Consider the following 22,193-nt stretch of genomic DNA (forward strand, 5'->3'; position numbering starts at 1 on the left):
TCTTGCCTAGCCTTTATTGGCTAAACATTAATACCAGTTGCGAAAGCATCGGCAGGGTGGCAATTAAAAAGCCAACCCCCGCCAGGGTGTAGCCTGGCCAGCGTCGTGTCATCTTCTGCGCCAGGGTCAGGCCGACCAAGCACACCACCATACCGATTAAATTAAAGGCCAGGGTGGCGGCTTCTAGCCATTGCTGCGGATCCATTGGGTCTCCCTAACACAAATGATAGTAAATGCATGATAACAAAGCATTGATGAACCGAAGATTAACCGCGGCTGAGGGTGGTGCCCAGTAGATGTTGAGCGCCAGGCACTAACCACACCGGGTCGAGGCGCGTATTGGCGGCTTCAACGCAGATAAAGTGGCGCGCTACGTCGGCGGGAGTGTCGCTGGGCAGGTCGTTGTTGGGGTGCCACACCACCGTGGAGTCGCTGGACTGCTTGCCGATGCGCAGGCTGCGCTCGCCATCGTTGAGCAGCACGGCTTCATTGGTGTGATAAATGCGGTCAACGGAGCCCTGAACGGCCAGCGTGCCTTGTTGTTCGCTTTCTGCAAAGTCGCGTAGTTTGTCGAGATAGCGGGCGCCGGAAAGGCCTTCCAGGCGGCATTGATGGGTGTCGGCAACGGCTAAGTAGGTGTGCAGCGCACCGCTGGTTTTGATCGGCGTTTCGCCGATGTTTTCGCTAATCAGCTCAACGTTCAAGCGCTGGGCGTTGGCTTGTACCACTAAGCGTGCGGTAAGCAGTGTATGCAGGGGCTGTGATGGAGAGAGGTGGAGCTCAATACCCTCGGCGTGCTCATCAACAGCGTCTAGTCGCCACTCAGCATGGCGGGCAAGGCCATGGAAAGGGCCGTCGTGGTTGGGGCTCTCATCGGCATAGCGCTCGTCGGCGAACCAAGGCCAGCAGAGCGGAATGCCACCCCGGATAGCGCTTGGCAAGGCCTGGGGCGTAGGCGTCAGCCATAACCAGCCGGTATCACCAGCAGGGCAGAAGTGCAGCACTTGAGCGCCCTGTAGACTAATCACCAACTCGCCCCAAGGCATATTGAAAAGCACCACGTCGCGGCCTTCCCACTGCGTCGTCTGCTGTCCTTGAGTGCTTTTAACCAGTTGATTGAGCGAGTCGGGGATCATGAATTTTCCTTTAAGAGTTGCCAAGCATCGATACCTGTAGGCGCCGAACACTAACGCTGTGTGCTATGGTAGAACAAGCGTGACTCTAAGGTAAAACGCGTAACTGCAACCCGTAATCGAAATAGTAAGGAGACTATATGGGCTTTATTGCATGGTTAATCATTGGTGGCTTGGCTGGTTGGATTGCTGGCAACATCATGCGTGGCGGCGGTTTTGGCATCCTGGGTAATATCGGTGTAGGTATCGTTGGCGCGGTCGTGGGTGGTTTTTTGTTCAGCCTTCTTGGCCTCTCGTCCGGTGGCTTTATCGGTTCGCTAGTCACCGCGATCGTGGGTGCAGTGGTGCTCCTTTGGGTAATAAGCAAAGTGAAACAATCTTAGCGATTGAGTAGCTAACCGCATGACACCGCCCGGCCTTGTGCCGGGCGGCGTCGTTTATACTGATGCTATCGGTGTTCGCGCCACTTTCCGTTACACTAGGCAGCTTTACTTCCGGCTATTGGCTGGTGTCATTGTGCTTTTTCGAGGTGCCTCTTGATCGACGCGTTAAATGCCTGGTGGGCCCAACAGCTGGTGCTGTGTGATTGGGCGTTTACTCCTCATCCGTTGGCGGTCGATGCAGGGGCGGCGGAGCAGCGCCTGTTACAGCTGGGGATTACCAGCCGGGGTGAACTGGCCGAACAGCTGTTCCACGGGCTGGGGGCGCCCGCAGGTAGTGCTGACCGCCTGCTAGGCGCGCTTGAATGGGCCGCGCTGGCGGGGGCGGCGGGCTGGCTAGAAGCCGATCAGGCCCGCCATTGGGCGCACCATCTAACCCGTCGCATTACCAGTGACTACAGCGATCTACGTGCCTGGCTGGCAGATCTACGTCGTGCGTTAGGCGCACGGGGCTGGGAAGTAGGGGCCGACGACCGTTTTATCGACGCTTGCCAAGCGCTGGCCAAGCTTGAAACCGATGGCGAAGGGATTACCTGGGATGCGCTCGAAAACGCCCTGGCTAAATTGCCGGCTCCCGCACCGCTATGGCCCCAGCAGCCCGAGGCGCAGAGCTGGCGGCTATGTGCGCTGTTCCGGCCGATTATTACCTATCCCGCCAGTCACACCGATTGGCCTGAAGCCATCGAGTGGCTTGCTCACGTGTGGGATGTCCATGACCGTGACGCTCTTATTGGCGTGATACTCTGGCTAGGTGCTCAAGGCGAGCGCCAGCGCTGGGATATCGAAGCTCGCGAATTGCTCAGCATGGACAACGCCCAACGCATGGAGTGGCAGCGTAGCGTGGTGGAAGAGTCGCCCTATGCGCCGGTGCTGAATAAGTTCGTCGCTCAAGGCGAGCCTCTGGAGTGGGCTGCTTGGGATTGGCTGCGGATTGTTGAACTCGCTTGGGCCGGCGCCTGCTGTGGCTTGCTTAGCCAGGAGGAGGCCGATGACCTAGCGGGGCATGCCGCCGATTTGATGAGTCGCCGCTACCATGATTGGTATGCTGTGCTTAACGCCTACGGGCGCGGGCAGAGTCTGTTTGACGGCATCGACCGGCGAGATAAAACACCCAGCGAGCGGCATCAGTTGTTGCTGCATAGTGCCCATAGCCCCTGGAAACGTCCCCCGAGGGAGCTATTGGACGAGCCTACGCTCAAGGCATCCCAAGCGCGCATTCGGCAGTGGCGCAATACGCCCCATCATTGGCTGTTGGCGCTGGCCAGCGTTCGCGAACCGGATGCCATGCTGCGCCAGATAGCCCCCTCCGCGGCGCTGCCAGAAGAGCAGCGTGCCGACGCGGCCCTCTATTTGCAGGAGTCACTTGGCTTACATGCCGATGAAGGCGCTCATGCGCTGGCGCGTTACTGGCTGCCCGCCCAGGCGCACCATCTTAATCAGTTGGCGGCCGACGCCGTGCACGGCGTTTTACCCCCCTCGCAGAGCTGGTTTGGCCAGCCGACTCCAGAAGAGCTTAAACAGCGCAACGCGGTTAAAGGGGTAAGTCGCCATGCGGCGACGATCCATATGGCCGAAAAATTCGCCTTCTATCTGCATATGTCTCTCGACAGTGGCTTATTTGATCGCGCGCCGTTAATGGAGTACGCCAGTGCACTAAGAAGCTGCCTGTGCCGTTTTTACCCCAATGCCAAGCGCCTGTTAGAAGCCTGGTTCGCTTGGGAGAGCTGCCTGCCCGAGCCTGAGCACTCCTCGCTGGTGAATGAAATTATTTGGCACATTGAAGATCCCGGCAGTCTGTTTCACTGGCTGGATTGGCGTCACGACGCCTGGCGCGAACCGGGTAGTCGGCCAACCTTGAGTCACTTTACCGCCATGTCACTGGTAGGCCCGCTGAATAGCGCGGTATGGAGTGAGCCCCAGCCCGAGAGCGCCCGTGAGTGCGCCGAGATTCGCGAGTGGGTGGAGAGCCACTACCACTTGAGCAACGCAGGCGATATGCAGGAGTTTTTGACCTACATGCTCGAATCGGGGGATCGCCAGGAGTATCAGATTAACTACGCGCCCTATACCCTCAACACTGAGCGCTTAAGCGCTGAGATCGCCATTCTTGAATCCGGCGACTGTGCTGAAGATGAGCGCCACCATCTGCTTCGCTTACGCCGTGTGCGTGACAACGAAGATGGCTGTAATGAGGTGGATATGGCGGCCTGGGACATTGCCCAACTGGTCGATCTGGCAATTGCTGCGCGGCAGCTAGGCTGGCTGGACAGCGATGCTTTTGCCAAGGTGTTGGATCGTGCTTACCAATTGGCGGCGGATCACTATGCCGGGTGGCAAGAGTACGCCATGGGGATGTACGCAGGCTTCTCATTTTTTATGGGCGAAACCCCTGAACGAGAAAGCTTTTTAGCCGGTTTTCGTCAGGCGCTGGTAGCTTGGGTATGCGGCGCGCCGGTCTTGGCTGGCCCATGGGTGAGCTTGGATTTTCCTGGCAATAAACCACGCCATTTTGCGCCACTGCATATTGATACGTTGCCGGGCGATCAGCGCACGTTACATTGATGCTCGCCAAACATATGATAACTAGCTTATAGTCGTGCAAAGGAAAATGAGTTTTGTCATACCGCCCTCTTATTAATGTCACGAGGTTAATCGCATGGTTGCGTTGCCACGCCCCGCTGTGACCGCTGTCCGTGTTGTAAGCGTTTGTTTTTTAGTTACATTGGTCGCTGGCTGCGCAGGTTCTGCGCGACAGAGCAATATGCAGGCCCCCGAGAATTACTTCTCGATGACGTTACCGGGAATGGGAGCTAACACGCAAATGTCCCCGGTTGACCCCATCGATGCGCATTTGCGCAGTTTGCAAGTACCGCCGCCAACAGTCGTTCGCGAGGCGCTGCTGGCACAACACCAGCGCTGGGCCGGAACGCCTTACCGGATTGGCGGTACCTCAGAGAGAGGCATCGACTGTTCGGCTCTGGTTCGCAATGTTTACCGTGACACTTTCAATTTAGAGCTTCCGCGCTCCACCCGTGGCCAAGTACACGAGGGACGCCCGATCGACCGCCAAGAGCTGCAGGCGGGCGATCTGGTGTTCTTCCGACCGCCGGGGCGCTATAACCATGTGGGTATCTACGTGGGCGATGGGTATTTTCTCCACGCCTCCACCTCAAAAGGGGTCATTATCTCCAGACTGGATAATAGTTACTGGCAGCGCTACTACTGGCAGTCACGTCGAGCGCTGGAGCCAACGCATTTGGCTCAACTGGGTGGCAGCGTTTTCCAGTAGCCAGACCGACCGCGCTTTAGGAACGGCATGATTGAAGCCAAAACGCGCGCCTGGTGGCGCGCCACCTTGGCGCTTTGCCTCGGCTCATTTCTTGTTTTTATTAATTTATACGCACCGCAACCGCTGCTGCCGGGGTTAAAGGAGGCCTATCAGGTCTCTACCTTAGGCGTCAGCTTGCTCATGTCGGTGTCGACCCTCTCCTTAGCCATTGCGCTGTTGGTGTTCGGGCCTCTCTCGGATGCCATTGGGCGTGAAGGCATAATGCGTATCACTCTGCTGCTTGCAGGCGGCTGTTCTATTGCCTTGGCATTCGCACCCACCTTTGAAAGTTTGCTGTTTTTGCGCCTGATGCAGGGCTTTGTGCTGGGTGGGCTGCCAGCGGTGGCGATTGCCTGGATGGGCGATGAGTTTGAGAAGCCTGCGCTGTTAAGCGCTGTGGGACTCTATATTGGCGCTAATTCACTTGGCGGCATCAGTGGGCGCATCGTCGGCGGCGGCGCCGCTGAAATTGGCGGCCCCACGGCGGCATTTCTAGCGGTCGGCATTATGACGTTAATTGGCTGTGGAGTTTTTTGGCGCCTGCTGCCCAATAGTCGCGCCTTTACTCCCCAGCGCTTCGAACTGCGCAAAGCGGCAAGCGATTTAGCCAGTCATTTGCGCAACCCGGTGCTGCTCGCCGCTTACTGCCTGGGTGGTATTAACTTCCTGATCTTTATCAATCAATACAGCTATATAACCTTTCGGTTGGCGGCAGCGCCGTATCAATTAGCCGCCAGCGGTCTGGGGCTGATTTTTTTGACCTATCTCGGCGGTACCTTCGGTTCGATGATTTCCGGGCGTCTGGCTGGGCGGTTTTCTCCCGCGGCATGCATGATGGTGGGGGTGGTGATTTTAATGCTGGGCACAGCGATTACCTTAGCGGATTCGCTGCTGCTGATTATCGTCGGTTTAACCGTTAACGCCTTTGGCTTTTTCCTGGCCCATTCGTTGGCCTCCAGCTGGGTAGGGCGCTATGCCCAGGGGGCACGGGGCAGTGCTTCGGCGCTCTACCTGGTGTTTTATTACCTGGGAGCCAGTTTGGGCGGCTTCTGGCTGGAGCCGTTCTGGCGCTGGGCCGGATGGGCAGGGGTGAGCGTCGGTTCGTGGCTGCTGCTGAGTATCACGCTGCTAATTGCTTGCGGCCTATGTCGCTTTGAGCGTCGCCAAGCTAAGCCGGTCGTGAGCTAAAGCTGCCTCCCACAATGGCCACAGGTACCCCTTCACCTTATCAGGCTGGCAGCCCGAATAGTCGCGAGCTAAAGCTCCCTCCCACAAGATCCTATAGCCAGCACAAAGCCAGGAGCGACTTGTAGGAGGGCGCTTCAGCGCGCGAAGGGTGCCGAAGCCACTCCTTAGTCAAATCAGGCTGGCAGCCCGAATAGTCGCGAGCTAAAGCTCCCTCCCACAAGATCCTATAGCCAGCACAAAGCCAGGAGCGACTTGTAGGAGGGCGCTTCAGCGCGCGAAGGGTGCCGAAGGCACCCCTTAGTCAAATCAGGCTGGCAGCCCGAATAGTCGCGAGCTAAAGCTCCCTCCCACAAGATCCTATAGCCAGCACAAAGCCAGGAGCGACTTGTAGGAGGGCGCTTCAGCGTTGGCCCGACACTTCGGCGAAGGGTGCCGAAGGCACCCCTGAGTCGAATCAGGCTGGCAGCCTGAACGGTCGCGAGCTAAAGCTACCTCCCACAGGTGTTGCTATCAGGCTGGTAGAGGTAACTTCATACTGAGTGGCGAGGAGCCATTTTATTCAGTTGACCATGGCTTCAGTTGTCCTTCGCTTAAGTGCAAGCGCTGTGGGCAAAGTCGTTCCAGTAGGGCGGTGTCGTGGCTAATCACCAGCACGCCAAGCTGGCGTTGTTTTGCCTCCCGTTTTAGCGCCTGCCAAAGCTCAAGTTGGGTAATCGGGTCGAGCATGGTGGAGATCTCATCGGCGATGAGAAAGCGTACTCTCGGCGCGAGCGCTCGCAACACGCATACCCGCTGCAATTCTCCCCCTGATAACGATTGAGGGAAGCGCGACAGCCATTTTGCTTGCACCCCAAACGCTTGGCACTGTTCGTCAGAAGGCGTCCACGCTTCGCACAGTATCTTACCTACCCGCCAGCGTGGATTCACCGCTAGCTCCGGCGATTGCGGTAGCCATTGCACGGGCTGCACGCCGCTTTTCGGTAGCGCCTCGCCATCCAGGGTGACATCACCCGCCTGGGTCGCTAAGTAGCCCGCCAGCAGTTGGCCCAGCGTTGATTTACCCGCGCCAGAGTCGCCGCTTAACCCCAGCCACTGACCCGCGCCCAGCGTGAGCGAAACGTCCTTAAGGAGCGGTACGCTGGGTGAAAAGTGAAAACTAAGCTGGTGTGCTTTAAGCAACGGTGACCTCCTGTTCACGCCTGCTAATGGCAGTCGTTGCAAAAGCATTGTCCGGCAGCGCCAGCCACAATGCCTGTGAATAAGCGTTGGTAAGCGAAGCACCGCTGCCTTGAAAAGCGCAGGCTGACGCAGTTTCCACCCGCTTGCCGTCACGCATAATGGTGACGCGGTCAGCAATCGGCAGCGCATGGCGCAAGTCGTGGGTAATCAGAATCACGCTTTTACCCTGATCAGCCAGTTCGCGCAGCGCGTCCAATACACGCTGGCGCTGGTAAGGGTCAAGGCCCACGCTGGGTTCATCGGCAATCACCAGTTTGGCTTGGCTGACGTGGGCCATGGCCGTCAACACGCGGCGGGCCATGCCGCCGGAAAGCTCGTGGGCATAGGCCTGCTGTGCTCGGGCGTCTAGCTGATAGTGATCGAGGGCTTGTTGGGAGGCGTGCCAAGCGTGTGCGGATGCTTGGCCTGCGCGTTGGGCCGCCCAGGTCACCTGGCGTTGAGTACGCACCAGCGGATCTAAGGCGCTTAGTGATTGGGGGATCAGCGCCAGTTCCCGGCCGCGAAGCTGGCGTTGGAGCGACGCATTAAGCGGTTTGCCTTGATAGTAAAGCTGACCGCTTAAGCGTGCAGGTGTTGGCAGTAAACCCATAATCGCATAGGCCAACAGGCTTTTTCCGGCGCCGGAGGCGCCCACCACCGCATGTACCTCGCCTGGGTAAACCCGGAGCGAAAATTTATCCAGGCAGGTGGCCCAGTCACGCTTCCACCAGGAGGCATACAGAGGTAGCTGTAGCGATAATTGCTCAATCGTTAACACGGCAGGCCTCCCAACAATCGTTTTACAGTCATGGTTTTTACAGCTAATGGTTTTCGGACAAGCGTTAAAGCGCACGGCGCAGGTGGCTGGAAAGGCGTTCAAAACCCAGCACCATCAGTAACATCCCCAAACCTGGAAATACTCCCAGCCACCAGTAACCGCCGCTTAAGTAGCGCATGGCGTCGGCCAGCAGCACGCCAATAGCGGGCTGGCTGGGGCTTAAGCCAAAGCCCAAAAAGGTCAATGCGGCTTCGTGGAGAATGGCGTGTGGGAACAGCAGTAGGGCGCCAACCAGGCAGTGGGGAATAAGATGGGGAAGCAGATGGCCGTGGAGCACAAACCAGCGCGATTTACCTAGCGCGCGGGAGATGCGCACATAGGGCGCCTGCCGCAACTGCCATAGCTCGGCGCGTAGCACCCGGGCCAGGCTTGGCCAGTGGGTCACGGCCACGGCAATAATCACCGCCTGGGTGCCGCCGCCCAAGGCAAAGGCGATCAGCATTAATAAAATCAGGTGAGGCACGCTGAGCAGCGTATCAATCAGCAGACTCACCAACGCATCCAGCCGCGCCGACAGCGTGGCTATTGCTGCCAGGCTCAATGCAATCAGCGTGCTCAGTAGCGCCGCCAAGCAGCCCACCCAGAAGCTTAGTGCCAGCCCCGCCAGAGTGCGTGCCCAGAGCTCACGGCCCAGCGCGTCGGTGCCCAACCAGTGGTCAACGCCGGGCGGTGCTAGTCGAGCGTCAAACTGCATCTGTCGCGGTGCATCACCCAGCAACCACTGGCTAGCGACTAATCCTATGACCAGCAGGGCGGTGACGGCCAGGCTCAAGGCGGCACGAAGGCGCGGTTGAGCTTGGCTCATAAACCACCTGCCTTAATGCGCGGGTCAATAACGCCATACAGGCTATCGGCGATCATATTGCCGACGCTGACAAACAGGGCGGTAAAGAGCGCAATGCCCAGCAGCAGCGGAACGTCGCTGCGCAGGCCCGCTGCCACCGTGGCTTGGCCTAAACCTGGGTAGGCAAATACCTGCTCGATTAAGATGGAGCCGCCAAACAGTTCTCCCAGCGAGGCAAACGCCAGCGTAATCGCCGGTAAACTGGCGTGGCGAAGGCCGTGGCGCCAGGCCACATCAATTCGGCTGGCCCCCTGAGCAAAGGCGTGGGTAGCAACGTCTGAGCGCATTAGCTCAAGCATGCGGGTGCGTGTGTGTAGGGTGATATTGGCGATGCCCAGCAGTGCCAGGGTGGTAACCGGTAGCAGCAAATGGTGTAACCGGGTAGCGACGGAGACCTCCTGATTTAACGCCCCGGCGGGCCCTGCGCAGCAGGTGGGCGTCCAGCCCAGGGTTACCGAAAAGAGCAGCACCGCCAGTATCGCCAGCCAAAAGGCGGGCGTAGAGGCGGTAATGAAGGCGTAGGTACTGATAATGTTATCCAGCTTGGAGCCCTCTTTGGCCCCCGCCAAAACACCCAGGCTAAACCCCACCAGCGTAGAGAGCATCCAGGCGCTGCCCAGTAGTGCAATGGAGCGCTGAAAGCGCTGAGCGATTACCTCACTAACCGGCTGGTTATACACGTGGCTCCAACCTAAGTCACCACCGACTAACTGGCGCAGCCAGTGGCCAAACTGAACGGCAGGTGGCTCATCAAACCCCCAGCGCTGAGCAATCAGTGCCCGCTGCTCAGGGCCTACCTTGGCCATTTGTGGGCCTAGGTAGGCATCAACGGGGTCAATGGGGGAGGCCATCATAAGCCCATACGACACTAGGGCGACGCAGGTTAATACCAGCGCCAGGCGAGCCACGCGCTTGGCGATAGGCGCAATTAGTCGCACGTCCAGCGCCACTCAAGCAGGTTGGCAGTGATTGGCCAGCCGTGGCCGTGGGGCGCTACACCTAGATCTCCGACATCTAAGCAGGTATTGGTAAAATAGACATGCTCAAGATTTACCAGCCAGGCCCAGCTACTATCGCCGCGTACTCCGTAGCCGCTGGTGCCGTCCCACTGCGCTGCCTGCCACTCGCGGTTGGCTTGCTCAAAGCTAGACGCCGCCTGGGCGGCGTCCAAGTGGGCGTCCACCGCTGGATTAGCGTAGAAACCGCTGTTGTAGAAACCGTTGCCCGCATGTTGACTGTGGAAAAGGTAGTAAACCTCTTGAGGGCTGTGGCTGCCAAAGCCAAACATAATGGCATCCTGGTGGAGCGCTTCGCGCTGAATTTCGTCCCAGTGACGGCCGGTGGGCTGGATCTCAATCCCCAGTGGACGAACCATCTCTGCACTCACCTCCGCGAGTAGCTGTCGGGTGGTATCGCCGGAAGGGTAGGTAAGTCTAAAGCTAGCGGGTAGGCCCTCTTTGTAGCGCAGGCCGTCGTCACCAAGCTGCCAGCCTGCCGCGTCGAGTATCTCCGCCGCCTGTTCAGGGTCGGGAGCGACAAGGCGTTCATCGCTAGCGCTCCAGGGGAGGCCGTCCGCCGGGCCAAAGGCGGGGCGCCCATAGCCGTGAAGCGCCACCTCGACCAGCGTATCGCGGTCAACCGCAAGGTTAATTGCCTGACGGACAGCAATATCTGCGGTCACGTCGTTACCAATCGGCGCGCCGGAAGCGGTGTGCTCGCCATTGACGGGCTGCATAGGGAACAGAATGCCGCGATTATCGACACTCTCCATAATCACCCGCTGCATATGTGCTGGTACATTGGCCGCCAGTGCAGAAGGAACAGAGGCGATATCCACTTGGCCAGCATGGGCGGCACTGAGCGTGGCGTCTTCACCGGTAAAGAGAAATACCAGCCGTTCAAAGGCAGGCGTAGGGCCGTAGAAGTAAGGATTACGTTCAACAATGAGCTGTTCGCCTTCCTGCCACTCGACCAACTGATAGGGCCCAGAACCCAGGGGATGGCGGCCATACTGCTCGCGATAGCCGTTGTCACGTTCGGCGTGGGGCACAATGCCCAGTGTCAGCAACTGGTCGATAAAAGTAATGCGCGGAGCTTTCAGGCGGAGCGAAACAGTGTGCTTATCAAGCGCTGTGGCTACATCAAGCGCGCTAAGATCCGCTCGCCCGCCCGCCTGGGCCGCCGTATTAAACGTGTAAGCCACGTCTTCAGCGGTCAGCGGCGAACCGTCGGCAAAGCGGGCGTCCTCGCGCAGTGTCAGTGTCCAGGTCAGGCGGTCTTCAGAGAGCGACCACTCAGTGGCCAGCTCTGGCTGCGGCGCAAGATCCTTACTCCGTGAGAGCAGCGTCGATTGAAACAGTGGATTGCCATACTGACCCCAGCCCAGCAGTGGATCGAACCCCTGTTCAGGTTCGCCGCCGATGGCGAGCACCAGCTGTTGTTTTGCGTGTACCGTGGTAGCTACGACTAAACAACTTAACGCAATACCCAGTAAGATGGGCTGAATTGGTTTAGCCATCGCTTTATCCTTTATGCTGTTAGCGTCAAGAGTATGATGTTTTTACAATAACATCATACTACCGGTGACGGCAGCGCATGCAAAGTTAATCAGTACAGGGGGCGTGAATGCAGCGTGTAACGGTAACGCTTGATGAGGAGCTGGTGGCGGAAGTGGACGCGTTAATGCGCGAGCGCGGCTACCAAAACCGCTCAGAGGCGATTCGCGATTTAACCCGCAGTGGCTTAAAGCAGGTGAGAGAAGAGGCCGCACCGGATTCGCCCTGCATGGGCGCGTTGGTATATGTTTATGATCATGCCGCTCGGGAACTGTCCAAGCGCTTAACGCGCCACTCACATGATCATCATGACCTGACGCTTTCGACCCTGCATGTGCATATCAACCATGACAGCTGCCTGGAAGTAGCGTTGCTCAAAGGCCAGGGGCGGGCGCTCAAGCAGTTTGCTGCTGAAGTTACTTCGTCGCGCAGCGTTCGTCACGGCCAGTTGGTGCTAATACCTGACGAATAACCTTCTTTTTAAGCATAAAAAAGGGCAACCCGATAGGGTCGCCCTTTTTGCAGCGGTTACGCGAGCGTTTTAGTGCTCAACGCCGCCTTCGCCGTGCACGTGGCCGTGCTCAACTTCTTCAGCACTGGCTTCACGTACTTCAGCGATCTCAACATCAAAGTTGAGCTGCTGGCCAGCCAGCGGGTGGTTGCCATCGACAACGACCGTATCGCCTTCGACTTTCTTGACGGTAACCATCAGAGGGCCGCCTTGAGTCTGGGCTTGGAACTGCATGCCCGGCTCAATGCTTTCAACGCCCTGGAACGCATCGCGGGGTACTTCTTGCATCAGCTGCTCTTGCAGCTCGCCGTAACCTTCTTCAGGAGAGACGCTGACGTTCAGCTTCTCGCCTGCTGCACGACCTTCCAACTCTTTCTCAAGACCCGGAATGATGTTACCAGCGCCGTGGAGATAGGTAAGTGGCTCACGGCCTTCGGAACTGTCTAGCACTTCACCTGCATCGTTGGTCAGGGTGTAGTGAAACGCGACAACCGAGTTTTGCGCAATTTGCATGGAATAACCTTTCGGTGAGTGCATGTACCAATATGGTAACGCGTGTGCGCTGGCTTGTCAGGGGGTAGCGGTGCTTTTTCCTACTCACCACTTTCGGCGGTATTGCGCGCCAGGGTGACCAGGGATACCCTACGACCATCACTTTTTCCTTTGCCCTATCACTTTGGGAGCATGTAATGACGATCTTGATTATTTGGCTTGTCGCTTTTTGCCTGATTGCTTATTTTGTCTATCAGCGCTGGAATAGCGGCGTTAGCGAGGGGTTAGATAAGGTGTTGCCCGATTTTTTGAAAAGCCATGGCGATAACCGTTATCTATGGGTGATTACGCTGGCAGTGCTGGGGGCCACCACCCTGGTGCAACCGGTTGAAATGCTGTTGGTCGTCATCCTGCTTGCCCTGATTGGCTGGGCGATCATGGCGCTGACTAAATGGGCGGGTAATAAAACCCACCACTAAGCTGTTCACGATAAAAAGCCCGGCCATCTTATTTGATGGCCGGGCTTTTTTATACTTGAACGCTTTCGATTAACGATTGTGCTTAATAGGGCGCAACGCTCATGCTGGCGCCGTTGCCAATCATGCGTACACGTTGGCCGGCTTGATATTGATGATCGGCTTTCTGAACCACCACTACATTACTGCCGTCATCGCGACGAATTTCCATTTCTAGGGCGCTGATACGGTTTGTACGATCCTCTGCCGCGGTACCGGCAACAGCACCGCCGAGCGCGCCTGCCACAGTGGCTAGCTGACGGCCCGAACCGCCGCCTACTTGACTACCCAGAAGACCACCGATAATCGCGCCACCGCCGCTGCCTAAAAGACCACCGGCGCGGCTTTCCGCTTGAATCTGAACCGGGCGAATAGCCACGATGGTGCCGTAGGTGACGCTTTGCCCCGTTTGCGCCTGGCTACCGCGATAGACATCACCTGAATAGGGGGCAGTGTTGGCACAGCCTGCCAGCGTGAGAATGCTCATTGCGGCAACAGGGAGAAGAAGACGTTTCATTAAAACCTCCAGGGTGTCTATTTTTTTACAACTGTCATCTAAATGTCTGCCATTTGTAAGGGGGCAAAGAATAGACTGCAGTTATAGAACAGTGTTCGTTAAAGATAGCTGATGCTAATGGCTTTGACCAGCGATCGTTTAAAAAGATCAAAGCTGATAAAGCAGTAGCTAACCATAGCCTAATCAAGAGTCTAACAGCGTATTAAGAAAACAGTGTGCAAATGCGGCTAGACAAGCAAAAACAGGAGGCCTGGAGGCCTCCTGTTGCAGGGTTTGCAAGGTGAGATAAGGTGTTAAAACCTGCTCATTAGCCAAACTGGTTCATGGTGTTGTCTTTGCCGCCGGCCTTGAGCGCTGCGTCGCCGTGGAAGAACTCTTTGTGGTCATCACCGATATTGGAACCAGCCATGTCCTGGTGACGTACGGTGGCGATTCCCTGGCGAATTTCCTGGCGCTGTACACCTTTCACGTAAGCCAGCATACCTTCGTCGCCGAAGTAGCCTTTCGCCAGGTTGTCGGTGGACAGGGCAGCGGTATGGTACGTCGGCAGCGTGATCAAGTGGTGGAAGATGCCCGCTTCACGCGACGAGTCGCGCTGGAAATTGCGCGTCCACTCATCGGCCAACTGGCCCAGTTCGGTGTCGTCGTACTCGGCGCTCATCAGCATGTCACGCTGGTACGCTGAAACATCTTTGCCCTCTTCCTGCCATGCATCGAAGACCTGCTGGCGGAAGTTCAGCGTCCAGTTGAACGACGGTGAGTTGTTGTAGACCAGTTTGGCATCCGGCACGACATCGCGAATCCGGTTAACCATGCTAGCGATCTGGCCAACGTGGGGCTTCTCGGTTTCGATCCACAGCAGGTCGGCACCGTTTTGCAGGCTGGTGATGCAGTCAAGAATTACGCGATCTTCCCCAGTGCCGGGTTTGAACTGGTAGAGGCCTGAAGCGAGACGCTTGGGTTTCACCAGCTTGCCGTTCTGCTTGATGACAACGTCGCCGTTATTGATGTCGGCAGCGTTCTCAATCACATCGCCGTCGAGGAAGCTGTTGTACTGATCGCCGAGATCGCCTGGCTCATTGGTGACAGCAATTTTTTGTGTCAAGCCAGCGCCGAGTGAGTCGGTACGTGCCACGATAACGCCATCTTCAATGCCGAGTTCCAAAAAGGCGTAACGGACGGCGTTAATTTTGGCCAGAAAGTCCTCATGGGGCACGGTAACTTTACCGTCCTGGTGGCCGCACTGCTTCTCATCAGAGACTTGGTTTTCCAACTGGATGCAGCAGGCACCTGCTTGAATAAACTTCTTGGCTAGCAGGTAAGTGGCTTCTGCATTGCCAAAACCAGCGTCGATATCGGCAATGATCGGGACGATATGGGTTTCGTAGTTATCGATTTTGCTGATCAGCTCCTGCTCTTTGCCTCTGTTGCCAGCCTCTTTGGCTTCATCCAGGGCGCGGAACAGGTGATTAAGTTCCCAGGCATCGGCTTGCTTGAGGAAAGTGTAGAGCTCTTCGATTAGATCCGCGACCGAGGTTTTTTCGTGCATCGACTGGTCGGGCAGCGGGCCAAACTCGGAGCGCAGCGCGGCAACCATCCAGCCTGACAGGTAAAGGTAGCTACGTTTGGTGGTGCCAAAGTGTTTTTTGATCGAGATAAGCTTCTGCTGGCCAATAAAGCCGTGCCAGCAGCCCAGTGATTGAGTGTACTGTGCGGTATCGGCATCGTAAGCGGCCATGTCCTCACGCATGATTTTGGCGGTATAGCGGGCAATGTCCAGGCCGGTGTGAAAGCGATTTTGAGCACGCATACGGGCGGCGTACTCAGGTTTGATAGCTTCCCATTTGCCGCCTTGTGCTTCGCGTAGTTGGGCCATGGCTTTGATATCGTCGAGCAGTCCTGACATGAGCTTACCCTCTTTGGTCGTGATAGCAGTTCTTGAATGCTAATGATGATTCGCAAATCAGCGCTTGCTTATGCTGCACCTGCGAAGTTGTATTCAGCATCATCGAATTTGTTCTTTATGTCTCTAAGTCAATCGTCTCTAAGTCCATCGTCTTGGGTACTAGAGACACCAGGGTTAGAGACATCTGATACAGCGTCGCGGACTTGAAGCATTTGCCACATCGCTGCAATGCAACAACTATCTACTAGGAGAGCGCATTCAACAATTGACACTTGGAGGCATAGGGCGTTGTAACCCGACTACAGTGGGGGGAGAAAGCGGTGGGTTTGTGTAGTGGTTTTTCGTCAGGAGGGTGTCAAAAGCGCATAAAAAAGCACTGCCGAGGCAGTGCTAGCAAAAAGCGCCCTCGCCGAGGGATGATCCGATTCGGTGCCTACTGGGGTTGAAACACCGTAAGCGAAAGGGTCATTTCTCGATGGGGGATGCCCGCATCCAGAAACTCATCGCCGTGGGCGACGAAGCCTAACCGCTCATAAAACGCCAGCGCATGCACCTGAGCGCTGAGAGCTACCTGGGTATGGTTCGCATGGCGGGCTGCTTCAATCGCAGCCTGCATCAGCAGTTCACCAATACCAGAACCACGCGCTTCGGCGAGCACCGCGACGCGGCCGATATGTCCGTCGGGCAGCAGCCGTGCGGTGCCTACTGGTTGCCCATCAAGCATGGCGAGAAAGTGCTGGCACTCAGGATCCAAGCCATCCCACTCCTCATCCTGAGGCACGTTTTGTTCTTCAATAAATACTCGGCGCCGGATTTCGCTGGCCGCTGGCCCCAGCGTTTCCCAGTCACCGGTTCTGATGTGGGTGATCGCCATTAATACTCCTCGTCGTCGTCACCTTCATCGCTCATAAAACCAAGGCTGCCGGTATTGACCAGTTGGGTGATGAGCGCAGCTGCGCCGTCAAGCTCGAGGTCTTCGGCGTAGAGTGGGGTGGTGTCGGCAAGCCGTTTAGCCAGCTCAGTCGAGCAGGCGTGGCCGTCGCCATCGACAAACAGCGTGGTGCCGCTGGCGTCGTGCCGCCAGGCAAAGCGTGAACCGGGCATATGGTAGAGCGGATCGCCCTCTTGTAGTTGAGCAACAAGCGCCGCTTCGTCCATCGGCGTTTCAAGCGGTACCACTTGATCGACATATTTTGGCTGGGTCATTACCCGGCCAAACCACTGGGCTACTTGGGTGGGGTTATCCAGCGTCGATATGATCAACTGGCGCATACGCTCAACGGCGGCGTCGTCCAACTCGCCTACCTGCTGGGCAGGCGCCATGCCCGCATCGCTGTAACGCTGGGAGGCGGGAAGCTGTTCGCCCAAATAGTCGGCGTAGGAGGTAATCGCCTCATCGGCGGAGGGGGCGCGGAAACCAACCGAGATGGTCATGCAGTCATCGCTCTGGCTAACGCCGTGATGCGCCCAGCCGGGAGGGAGATAAAGCATGTCGCCGGGGTCAAGCACCCAGTCGGAGTCAGGCTCTACGGTGAACTCCTTCAGAATGCGCAGATCGATGCCTTGGATAATCGGCGCGTCATCGGTGAGTTTGCCACCCAGCTGCCAGCGGCGATGGCCACTGGCTTGGAGTAGGAAAACGTCGTATTGATCGATATGTGCGCCCACATTACCGCCAGGAGGCGCGTAGCTGATCATCACGTCATCGAGCCGCCAGCGAGGCAGAAAGTCAAACTCATCCATCAGCGCAGCCACCGACGGTACATAGTGATCAACCGCTTGCACCAGCAGGCTCCAGTTGTTTTCCGGTAGCCGTTCGAAGGTGGCTTCATCGAAGGGGCCGTGGGAAACCTGCCAAGGGCCATCCGGGCCCTCCTCTTCAACCAACCGCGCTTCCACGCCAGGCTCGCAGGCGAGGCCGGCCAGCTCATCGGCTTCAATCGGGCTGATGAAGTCTGGCATTGCGCCACGGATCAGCAGCGGCTTTTGCTGCCAATAGTTGGCCAGAAAGTCTGCAGCGGTAAGATCGCCCAGCAGGGTTAACGGCTTATCGTGATGGTTCATGGCATGCCCTGGCGTTAGTAAGTTGGCGTAATAAGGTGGCGTTATGAACGTAGCGTTATAAAGAGTTTAGCTGTTGTGTCAGCGCTTCGGCTTGGGCCTGGGCATTACCAATATAGTTGGCCGGTGAGAGCGCCTTCAACTCGGTTTTGACCTCATTGGGCAGTTCAAGAGTATCAATGAACGCCGCAAAGCCCGCCTGGTCAATACGTTTGCCACGGGTTAGCTGCTTGAGTTTTTCATAGGGCTTCTCAATGCCGTAGCGGCGCATCACCGTTTGGATAGGCTCGGCAAGCACTTCCCAGCTGTTATCCAGGTCAGCGTCTAAACGCTCCGGGTTGGCTTCCAGCTTGCTGATACCTTTCAGACTGGCGTGGTAAGCAATCAAGCCATAGGCCAAGCCCACGCCCAGGTTGCGCAGCACAGTGGAATCGGTGAGGTCACGCTGCCAGCGCGAGATCGGCAGTTTCTGGGCGAGGTGGCTAAGTACCGCATTGGCAAGGCCCAGGTTGCCCTCGGAGTTCTCGAAGTCAATCGGGTTCACTTTATGCGGCATAGTGGAAGAGCCAATTTCGCCCTCAACCGTGCGCTGCTTAAAGTAGCCCAAAGAGATATAGCCCCATACGTCGCGATCGAAGTCGATCAGGATCGTATTGAAGCGGCAAATGGCATCAAACAGTTCAGCGATGTAGTCGTGAGGCTCGATCTGAGTGGTATAGGGGTTGAACGTTAATCCTAAACCCTCCACAAAAGTGCGCGCATTGGCTTCCCAGTCGATCTCTGGGTAGGTAGTTAGGTGGGCGTTATAGTTGCCCACGGCACCATTGATCTTGCCAAGCACTTCCACTGCTTCAATCTGCTTGAGCTGGCGCTTTAAACGATACGCCACGTTGGCCATCTCTTTGCCCAGGGTGGTGGGCGTTGCGGTTTGACCATGGGTACGCGATAGCATCGGCTGAGCGGCATGGGCAATGGCCAGTTGGGCAATGTCGTCGGCGACCTCGTGCATGGTGGGCAGCATGGCATTTAGGCCGTCGCTGAGCATCACACCGTATGAGAGGTTGTTGATATCTTCACTGGTGCAGGCAAAGTGAATGAATTCGGTCACTGCATGTAGCTCGGCCTGACCTGCGATCTTCTCTTTGAGGAAATACTCAACCGCTTTGACGTCGTGATTGGTGGTGCGCTCGATCTCTTTAATGCGCTCGGCATCTTCAAGCGAAAACTCACGAATCAACTGTTCAAGAAACGCGGTAGCTTCAGCGGAGAGTCTTGGTACTTCGATAATTTGCGGGTGCTCAGCCAGACGCTGTAGCCAGCGAACTTCCACAATCACGCGGGCGCGAATCAGGCCGAATTCACTGAAGTGTTCGCGCAGCGCGGCGGCTTTAGTGGCGTAGCGGCCGTCAACGGGGGAGAGGGCGGTCAAAGCGGAGAGTTGCATGGCATCGTTTCCAGGAGGTTCGAAAGAAATTTAGTCGAGAGCAAGTTAATTGAGAAGACGTCGGTCGATAACAGAGTAGCCGATTCGCTAGGCATCTAGCTGAGACTGTCCAGCGCCCGGCGTAGCGCTTTACGCTGGAAGACCAGCTTCCAACGCCGCCCGCCTTGCTGGTGCCACAGTAATCCAAAGCGAATGCCGGCCATTAAGCAGGCGCGTACACGCTCGGGCATCATGCGGCTCTGCAGTAGCGACGGGTCGCCCTGAACCACAATGCGGGTTTTAAAGGTGGAGATTGTCTCCTGGTACGCTTCCCCCAGGCTGGCGACCACGTTTTCGTGGGTAGTGCCAAAGTGTTCAGCCTGGCCCTGAATGCGGGTTAATTTTTGCCCCAGCGTATCCATCATGTCGTTATTGGTGCGCAGCTTATTCATCAGCATCAGCAGCGAAAAACCGTAACGCAGTACCACCGGGTTCGCCTGTTTGCGCCCTACCAGGGCTTCCAGGGTATCCAGGCCTCGGCGCAAGTTGTTGGGGTGCCCACCATAAATTGCTTCAAAGCTTGCAGGATTAGTATCCACGGTGGCTTCAATCAGCGTTTCCCAGGCGCGTGGGTCGACCTGGCCGGTGCGGGCGAGTTCGTCAACCAGACTGGCGGCCTGAAACACGCCCGCCAAAGCAAGTGCTTGACGGGCGGCCGGGGAGTCGGGGGCGCGATGAATCGGGGTGGTAGGATTCATGCAGCGGCCTCCGCGGCTCTCTTCCAGGTAGCGCGAATAACACCGCCGCCTAAGCAAATGTCGCCATCGTAAAGTACCAGTGATTGGCCTGGGGTAACTGCCCACTGCGGATCGTCGAAGGTAACTTCCACGCCGCCGTCGGGCAGCGCGCGCATTTCACATCCGCAGTCGCTTTGCCGATAGCGCGTCTTGGCGGTAAAGCGCCCCTGGGTGACCGGCGGCTCACCTGCCACCCAATCCATAGCCTCTGTGGCCAGCGTATCGGAGTAGAGCAACGGGTCATGCTTACCCTGCACCGCGACCAGCACATTGCGATCAAGATCTTTCGCCGCCACGTACCAGGGCTCTTCGGAATAGTTGGCAAGCCCGCCAATGCCTAGACCTTGACGTTGGCCCAGGGTGTAGTACATCAGCCCCATATGTTCGCCGATGACATCGCCATCCGGCGTTTCAATGGTGCCGGGCTGGGCGGGCAGGTACTGCTGCAGGAAGTCGCGAAAGCGGCGCTCGCCGATAAAGCAGATCCCGGTGGAGTCTTTTTTCTTGGCGGTAATCAGCTCGTACTGTTCTGCTAACGCACGCACGGCGGGTTTTTCCAACTCACCCACAGGGAACAGGGTGCGGGCAATCGCGGCTTCCGGCACCGCATGCAGGAAATAGCTTTGATCTTTATTCCTATCCAGGCCTTTAAGCAGACGCGGGCGACCATTACGCACGCCCTGGCGCACATAGTGGCCGGTGGCGATTTTGTCGGCACCCAGCATTTCGGCGTACTCAAGGAACACCTTAAACTTGATCTCCCGGTTACACAGAATGTCCGGGTTGGGCGTGCGGCCTGCTTTGTATTCGGCTAAAAAGTGCTCGAATACATTATCCCAATACTCTGCGGCAAAATTGGCGGTGTGCAGTTTAATGCCCAGTTTGGCGCAGACCGCCTCGGCGTCGGCGAGATCTTCTTTGGCCGTACAGTATTCGGTGCCGTCGTCTTCATCCCAGTTTTTCATAAACAGGCCTTCGACCTCATAGCCTTGCTGCATGAGGAGAAGGGCGGAAACGGACGAGTCGACGCCGCCGGACATTCCGACAATCACTTTACCGTTAGCAGAGGATCCGGTAGTGGTTGAGCCGGTGCTGGATGAGTCGGTATTGGATGACTCGGTCTTGGATGACATAGGCATCCTCAGTAGAAGTAGTGTGCAAAAGAGCAGTGTGCATTTGGGCAGGGATTATACACGATGGGAGGGAATGCCTTCGAGTGCTTCACTCGCGAATCACCGCCAGCGGATAGCAAGGCCCGCTGAGTGCGTCCTCAATACGTTTGAGTACCAGTGGGCTGCGTAGGCGCGCCTGCTGCTCTAACGCGCGTATCTGCTCAAGCGTTAACCAGTGGGCGGCAGTGATATCGGGGTCAAGGGCGAGATCGAGTTGATTAAGCGGCTCGGCAATAAAGCCGTGGCTATGGAATGTCTGTCCACCTTCGGTATGAAAAACGTAGAGTCCCAGATAGCCGGTGAGTGATACCTGCCAGGCAGTCTCTTCCAGTACCTCACGCAGAATGGCCTCCATGGGGCCTTCGCCGGGTTCGATATGGCCAGCGGGCTGGTTAAACACGCTCTTCGGGCCGCCACGCTGCTCTTCTACCATTAAAAAGCGCTCGCCTTGCTGAATGACGCAGGCAGCCGTGCTGCGAATAAGATCCATCAGGATTTCCTGCGTTTTGTGGTGGGCCGCGCTCGCTGCTCTTTTCGCTGACCTGCTCCCCGGCCAGGCGGCGCATTGGCGGGGCGGGGCGCGTGCAAGGTTTCTTTTCGCCACTCTCCGGGGGCTAATCCATCCAGTCGCCAGGGGCCAATGGCCGTGCGAATCAAGCGTAGCGTTGGAAAACCGACATGGGCCGTCATGCGGCGTACTTGGCGGTTACGGCCTTCACTGATGGTTAGCTCCAGCCAGCTAGTTGACGGATGGCGCTTGGGGTCAATGGCCGGTTGGCGCGGCGCGGTAGTGGGAGGATCTATCCTGCGCACTTTGGCTGGCTGTGTTGGGCCATCTTTCAGGGCCACTCCCTGACGCAGCGCTTGCAGCGCGGCCTCGCTAATATCGCCTTCCACCTGAGCCCAGTAGGTTTTGGGCTGCTTATGCCGCGGGTGCGAGATGCGGTGAATCAGTTCGCCGTCATCGCTAAGTAGCAACAGGCCCTCCGAGTCGTAGTCAAGCCGTCCAGCGGCGTACACGCCCGGCACCGTAATGATATCGGCTAATGTGGCACGAGCCTGTTTATCGGTAAACTGAGAGAGCATGCGGTAGGGTTTATGCAATAAATATAGAGTGCTCATAATCTCTCTCGGGGCTGTCCTTGATTTGTCGACAATCTCTCATGTGATTAAAATGCAGCGCTGGTATACTTTTCAAAACTGTTTCAACAACCAGCTCAACAACCGTCTCAATCACCACCGATCGATAATTGAG

At 57.0% G+C, this 22,193-nt stretch carries 23 protein-coding genes; 6 read left to right on the plus strand and 17 right to left on the minus strand.

Annotation, left to right across the window (positions count from 1 at the left end; genetic code table 11):
• Positions 1 to 13: 13 nt before the first annotated feature.
• Both SR894_RS05475 and SR894_RS05480 read right to left on the minus strand, forming a co-directional pair.
• A complete protein-coding gene (locus tag SR894_RS05475) occupies positions 14 to 205 on the minus strand; it encodes a hypothetical protein (protein ID WP_022520445.1) in 192 nt (63 codons plus the stop codon).
• A gap of 61 nt (positions 206 to 266) precedes the next feature.
• The gene (locus SR894_RS05480) at positions 267 to 1,136 is read right to left on the minus strand and encodes a D-hexose-6-phosphate mutarotase (RefSeq protein ID WP_133733342.1); all 870 of its coding nucleotides are present in this window, start codon (positions 1,134 to 1,136) and stop codon (positions 267 to 269) included.
• A 137-nt stretch (positions 1,137 to 1,273) separates the two neighbouring features.
• Here SR894_RS05480 and SR894_RS05485 point away from each other — a divergent pair, with 137 nt between their 5' ends.
• The 4 genes from SR894_RS05485 (at position 1,274) to SR894_RS05500 (ending at position 6,089) form a co-directional block, all read left to right on the plus strand.
• Positions 1,274 to 1,516, plus strand: coding sequence for a GlsB/YeaQ/YmgE family stress response membrane protein (locus tag SR894_RS05485; RefSeq protein WP_133733343.1), 243 nt, complete (start codon positions 1,274 to 1,276; stop codon positions 1,514 to 1,516).
• 153 nt (positions 1,517 to 1,669) lie between these two features.
• Positions 1,670 to 4,135 (plus strand): DUF1266 domain-containing protein, encoded by a 2,466-nt coding sequence (locus tag SR894_RS05490; protein ID WP_133733344.1) that lies wholly within the window; start codon positions 1,670 to 1,672, stop codon positions 4,133 to 4,135.
• A gap of 199 nt (positions 4,136 to 4,334) precedes the next feature.
• On the plus strand, positions 4,335 to 4,862 hold the full coding sequence (locus SR894_RS05495; RefSeq protein WP_133733345.1) for a C40 family peptidase: 528 nt from the start codon (positions 4,335 to 4,337) through the stop codon (positions 4,860 to 4,862).
• A gap of 27 nt (positions 4,863 to 4,889) precedes the next feature.
• The gene (locus SR894_RS05500) at positions 4,890 to 6,089 is read left to right on the plus strand and encodes an MFS transporter (protein ID WP_133733346.1); all 1,200 of its coding nucleotides are present in this window, start codon (positions 4,890 to 4,892) and stop codon (positions 6,087 to 6,089) included.
• Between the two features lie 555 nt (positions 6,090 to 6,644).
• Here SR894_RS05500 and SR894_RS05505 read toward each other — a convergent pair.
• The 5 genes from SR894_RS05505 to SR894_RS05525 all read right to left on the minus strand — a co-directional run bounded on the left by SR894_RS05505 (position 6,645) and on the right by SR894_RS05525 (position 11,507).
• Positions 6,645 to 7,268, minus strand: coding sequence for an ABC transporter ATP-binding protein (locus SR894_RS05505; RefSeq protein ID WP_223287798.1), 624 nt, complete (start codon positions 7,266 to 7,268; stop codon positions 6,645 to 6,647).
• Positions 7,261 to 8,085, minus strand: coding sequence for an ATP-binding cassette domain-containing protein (locus SR894_RS05510; protein ID WP_223287797.1), 825 nt, complete (start codon positions 8,083 to 8,085; stop codon positions 7,261 to 7,263). Before SR894_RS05510 ends, SR894_RS05505 begins: the two co-directional genes overlap by 8 nt.
• Positions 8,086 to 8,149: 64 nt before the next feature.
• Positions 8,150 to 8,950: an ABC transporter permease gene (locus SR894_RS05515; protein WP_223287796.1), complete on the minus strand. Its 801-nt coding sequence runs from the start codon at positions 8,948 to 8,950 to the stop codon at positions 8,150 to 8,152.
• Positions 8,947 to 9,927, minus strand: coding sequence for an ABC transporter permease (locus tag SR894_RS05520; RefSeq protein ID WP_223287795.1), 981 nt, complete (start codon positions 9,925 to 9,927; stop codon positions 8,947 to 8,949). Before SR894_RS05520 ends, SR894_RS05515 begins: the two co-directional genes overlap by 4 nt.
• The gene (locus SR894_RS05525; RefSeq protein ID WP_223287794.1) at positions 9,918 to 11,507 is read right to left on the minus strand and encodes an ABC transporter substrate-binding protein; all 1,590 of its coding nucleotides are present in this window, start codon (positions 11,505 to 11,507) and stop codon (positions 9,918 to 9,920) included. The genes SR894_RS05520 and SR894_RS05525 overlap by 10 nt, the downstream gene beginning before the upstream one ends.
• 107 nt (positions 11,508 to 11,614) lie before the next feature.
• Here SR894_RS05525 and nikR point away from each other — a divergent pair, with 107 nt between their 5' ends.
• Positions 11,615 to 12,016 (plus strand): nickel-responsive transcriptional regulator NikR, encoded by a 402-nt coding sequence (gene nikR, locus SR894_RS05530; RefSeq protein ID WP_007111085.1) that lies wholly within the window; start codon positions 11,615 to 11,617, stop codon positions 12,014 to 12,016.
• A 69-nt stretch (positions 12,017 to 12,085) separates the two neighbouring features.
• Here nikR and SR894_RS05535 read toward each other — a convergent pair whose 3' ends face one another.
• Positions 12,086 to 12,568 carry an FKBP-type peptidyl-prolyl cis-trans isomerase gene (locus tag SR894_RS05535; RefSeq protein WP_071695751.1) on the minus strand — a complete coding sequence of 161 codons (483 nt, stop codon included), beginning with the start codon at positions 12,566 to 12,568 and terminating at the stop codon, positions 12,086 to 12,088.
• 176 nt (positions 12,569 to 12,744) lie between these two features.
• Here SR894_RS05535 and SR894_RS05540 point away from each other — a divergent pair, with 176 nt between their 5' ends.
• The gene (locus SR894_RS05540) at positions 12,745 to 13,026 is read left to right on the plus strand and encodes a hypothetical protein (protein ID WP_223287793.1); all 282 of its coding nucleotides are present in this window, start codon (positions 12,745 to 12,747) and stop codon (positions 13,024 to 13,026) included.
• Between the two features lie 82 nt (positions 13,027 to 13,108).
• On the opposite strand, the gene SR894_RS05545 is transcribed toward SR894_RS05540, so the two are convergent.
• The 9 genes from SR894_RS05545 to SR894_RS05585 all read right to left on the minus strand — a co-directional run bounded on the left by SR894_RS05545 (position 13,109) and on the right by SR894_RS05585 (position 22,060).
• Positions 13,109 to 13,579, minus strand: a complete 471-nt coding sequence (locus SR894_RS05545; RefSeq protein ID WP_133733353.1) for an outer membrane lipoprotein — start codon at positions 13,577 to 13,579, stop codon at positions 13,109 to 13,111.
• 307 nt (positions 13,580 to 13,886) lie between these two features.
• Positions 13,887 to 15,485 carry an isocitrate lyase gene (locus tag SR894_RS05550; protein WP_133733354.1) on the minus strand — a complete coding sequence of 533 codons (1,599 nt, stop codon included), beginning with the start codon at positions 15,483 to 15,485 and terminating at the stop codon, positions 13,887 to 13,889.
• 433 nt (positions 15,486 to 15,918) lie between these two features.
• Positions 15,919 to 16,359 (minus strand): GNAT family N-acetyltransferase, encoded by a 441-nt coding sequence (locus SR894_RS05555; protein ID WP_223287792.1) that lies wholly within the window; start codon positions 16,357 to 16,359, stop codon positions 15,919 to 15,921.
• Complete coding sequence (locus tag SR894_RS05560) at positions 16,359 to 17,549, minus strand: cupin domain-containing protein (protein ID WP_223287791.1); 1,191 nt, start codon at positions 17,547 to 17,549, stop codon at positions 16,359 to 16,361. The genes SR894_RS05555 and SR894_RS05560 overlap by 1 nt, the downstream gene beginning before the upstream one ends.
• Positions 17,550 to 17,604: 55 nt before the next feature.
• Positions 17,605 to 18,990 (minus strand): adenylosuccinate lyase, encoded by a 1,386-nt coding sequence (gene purB, locus SR894_RS05565; RefSeq protein WP_133733357.1) that lies wholly within the window; start codon positions 18,988 to 18,990, stop codon positions 17,605 to 17,607.
• Between the two features lie 95 nt (positions 18,991 to 19,085).
• Positions 19,086 to 19,727, minus strand: a complete 642-nt coding sequence (hflD, locus tag SR894_RS05570; RefSeq protein WP_088701115.1) for a high frequency lysogenization protein HflD — start codon at positions 19,725 to 19,727, stop codon at positions 19,086 to 19,088.
• On the minus strand, positions 19,724 to 20,899 hold the full coding sequence (gene mnmA, locus SR894_RS05575) for a tRNA 2-thiouridine(34) synthase MnmA (protein WP_422822648.1): 1,176 nt from the start codon (positions 20,897 to 20,899) through the stop codon (positions 19,724 to 19,726). Before mnmA ends, hflD begins: the two co-directional genes overlap by 4 nt.
• A gap of 88 nt (positions 20,900 to 20,987) precedes the next feature.
• Positions 20,988 to 21,428: an NUDIX hydrolase gene (locus tag SR894_RS05580; protein ID WP_133733360.1), complete on the minus strand. Its 441-nt coding sequence runs from the start codon at positions 21,426 to 21,428 to the stop codon at positions 20,988 to 20,990.
• A complete protein-coding gene (locus SR894_RS05585; RefSeq protein ID WP_133733361.1) occupies positions 21,428 to 22,060 on the minus strand; it encodes a pseudouridine synthase in 633 nt (210 codons plus the stop codon). Before SR894_RS05585 ends, SR894_RS05580 begins: the two co-directional genes overlap by 1 nt.
• Between the last annotated feature and the right edge of the window lie 133 nt (positions 22,061 to 22,193).

Origin of the sequence: Vreelandella neptunia (assembly GCF_034479615.1) — a bacterium.
Classification (GTDB): Bacteria; Pseudomonadota; Gammaproteobacteria; order Pseudomonadales; family Halomonadaceae; genus Vreelandella; species Vreelandella neptunia.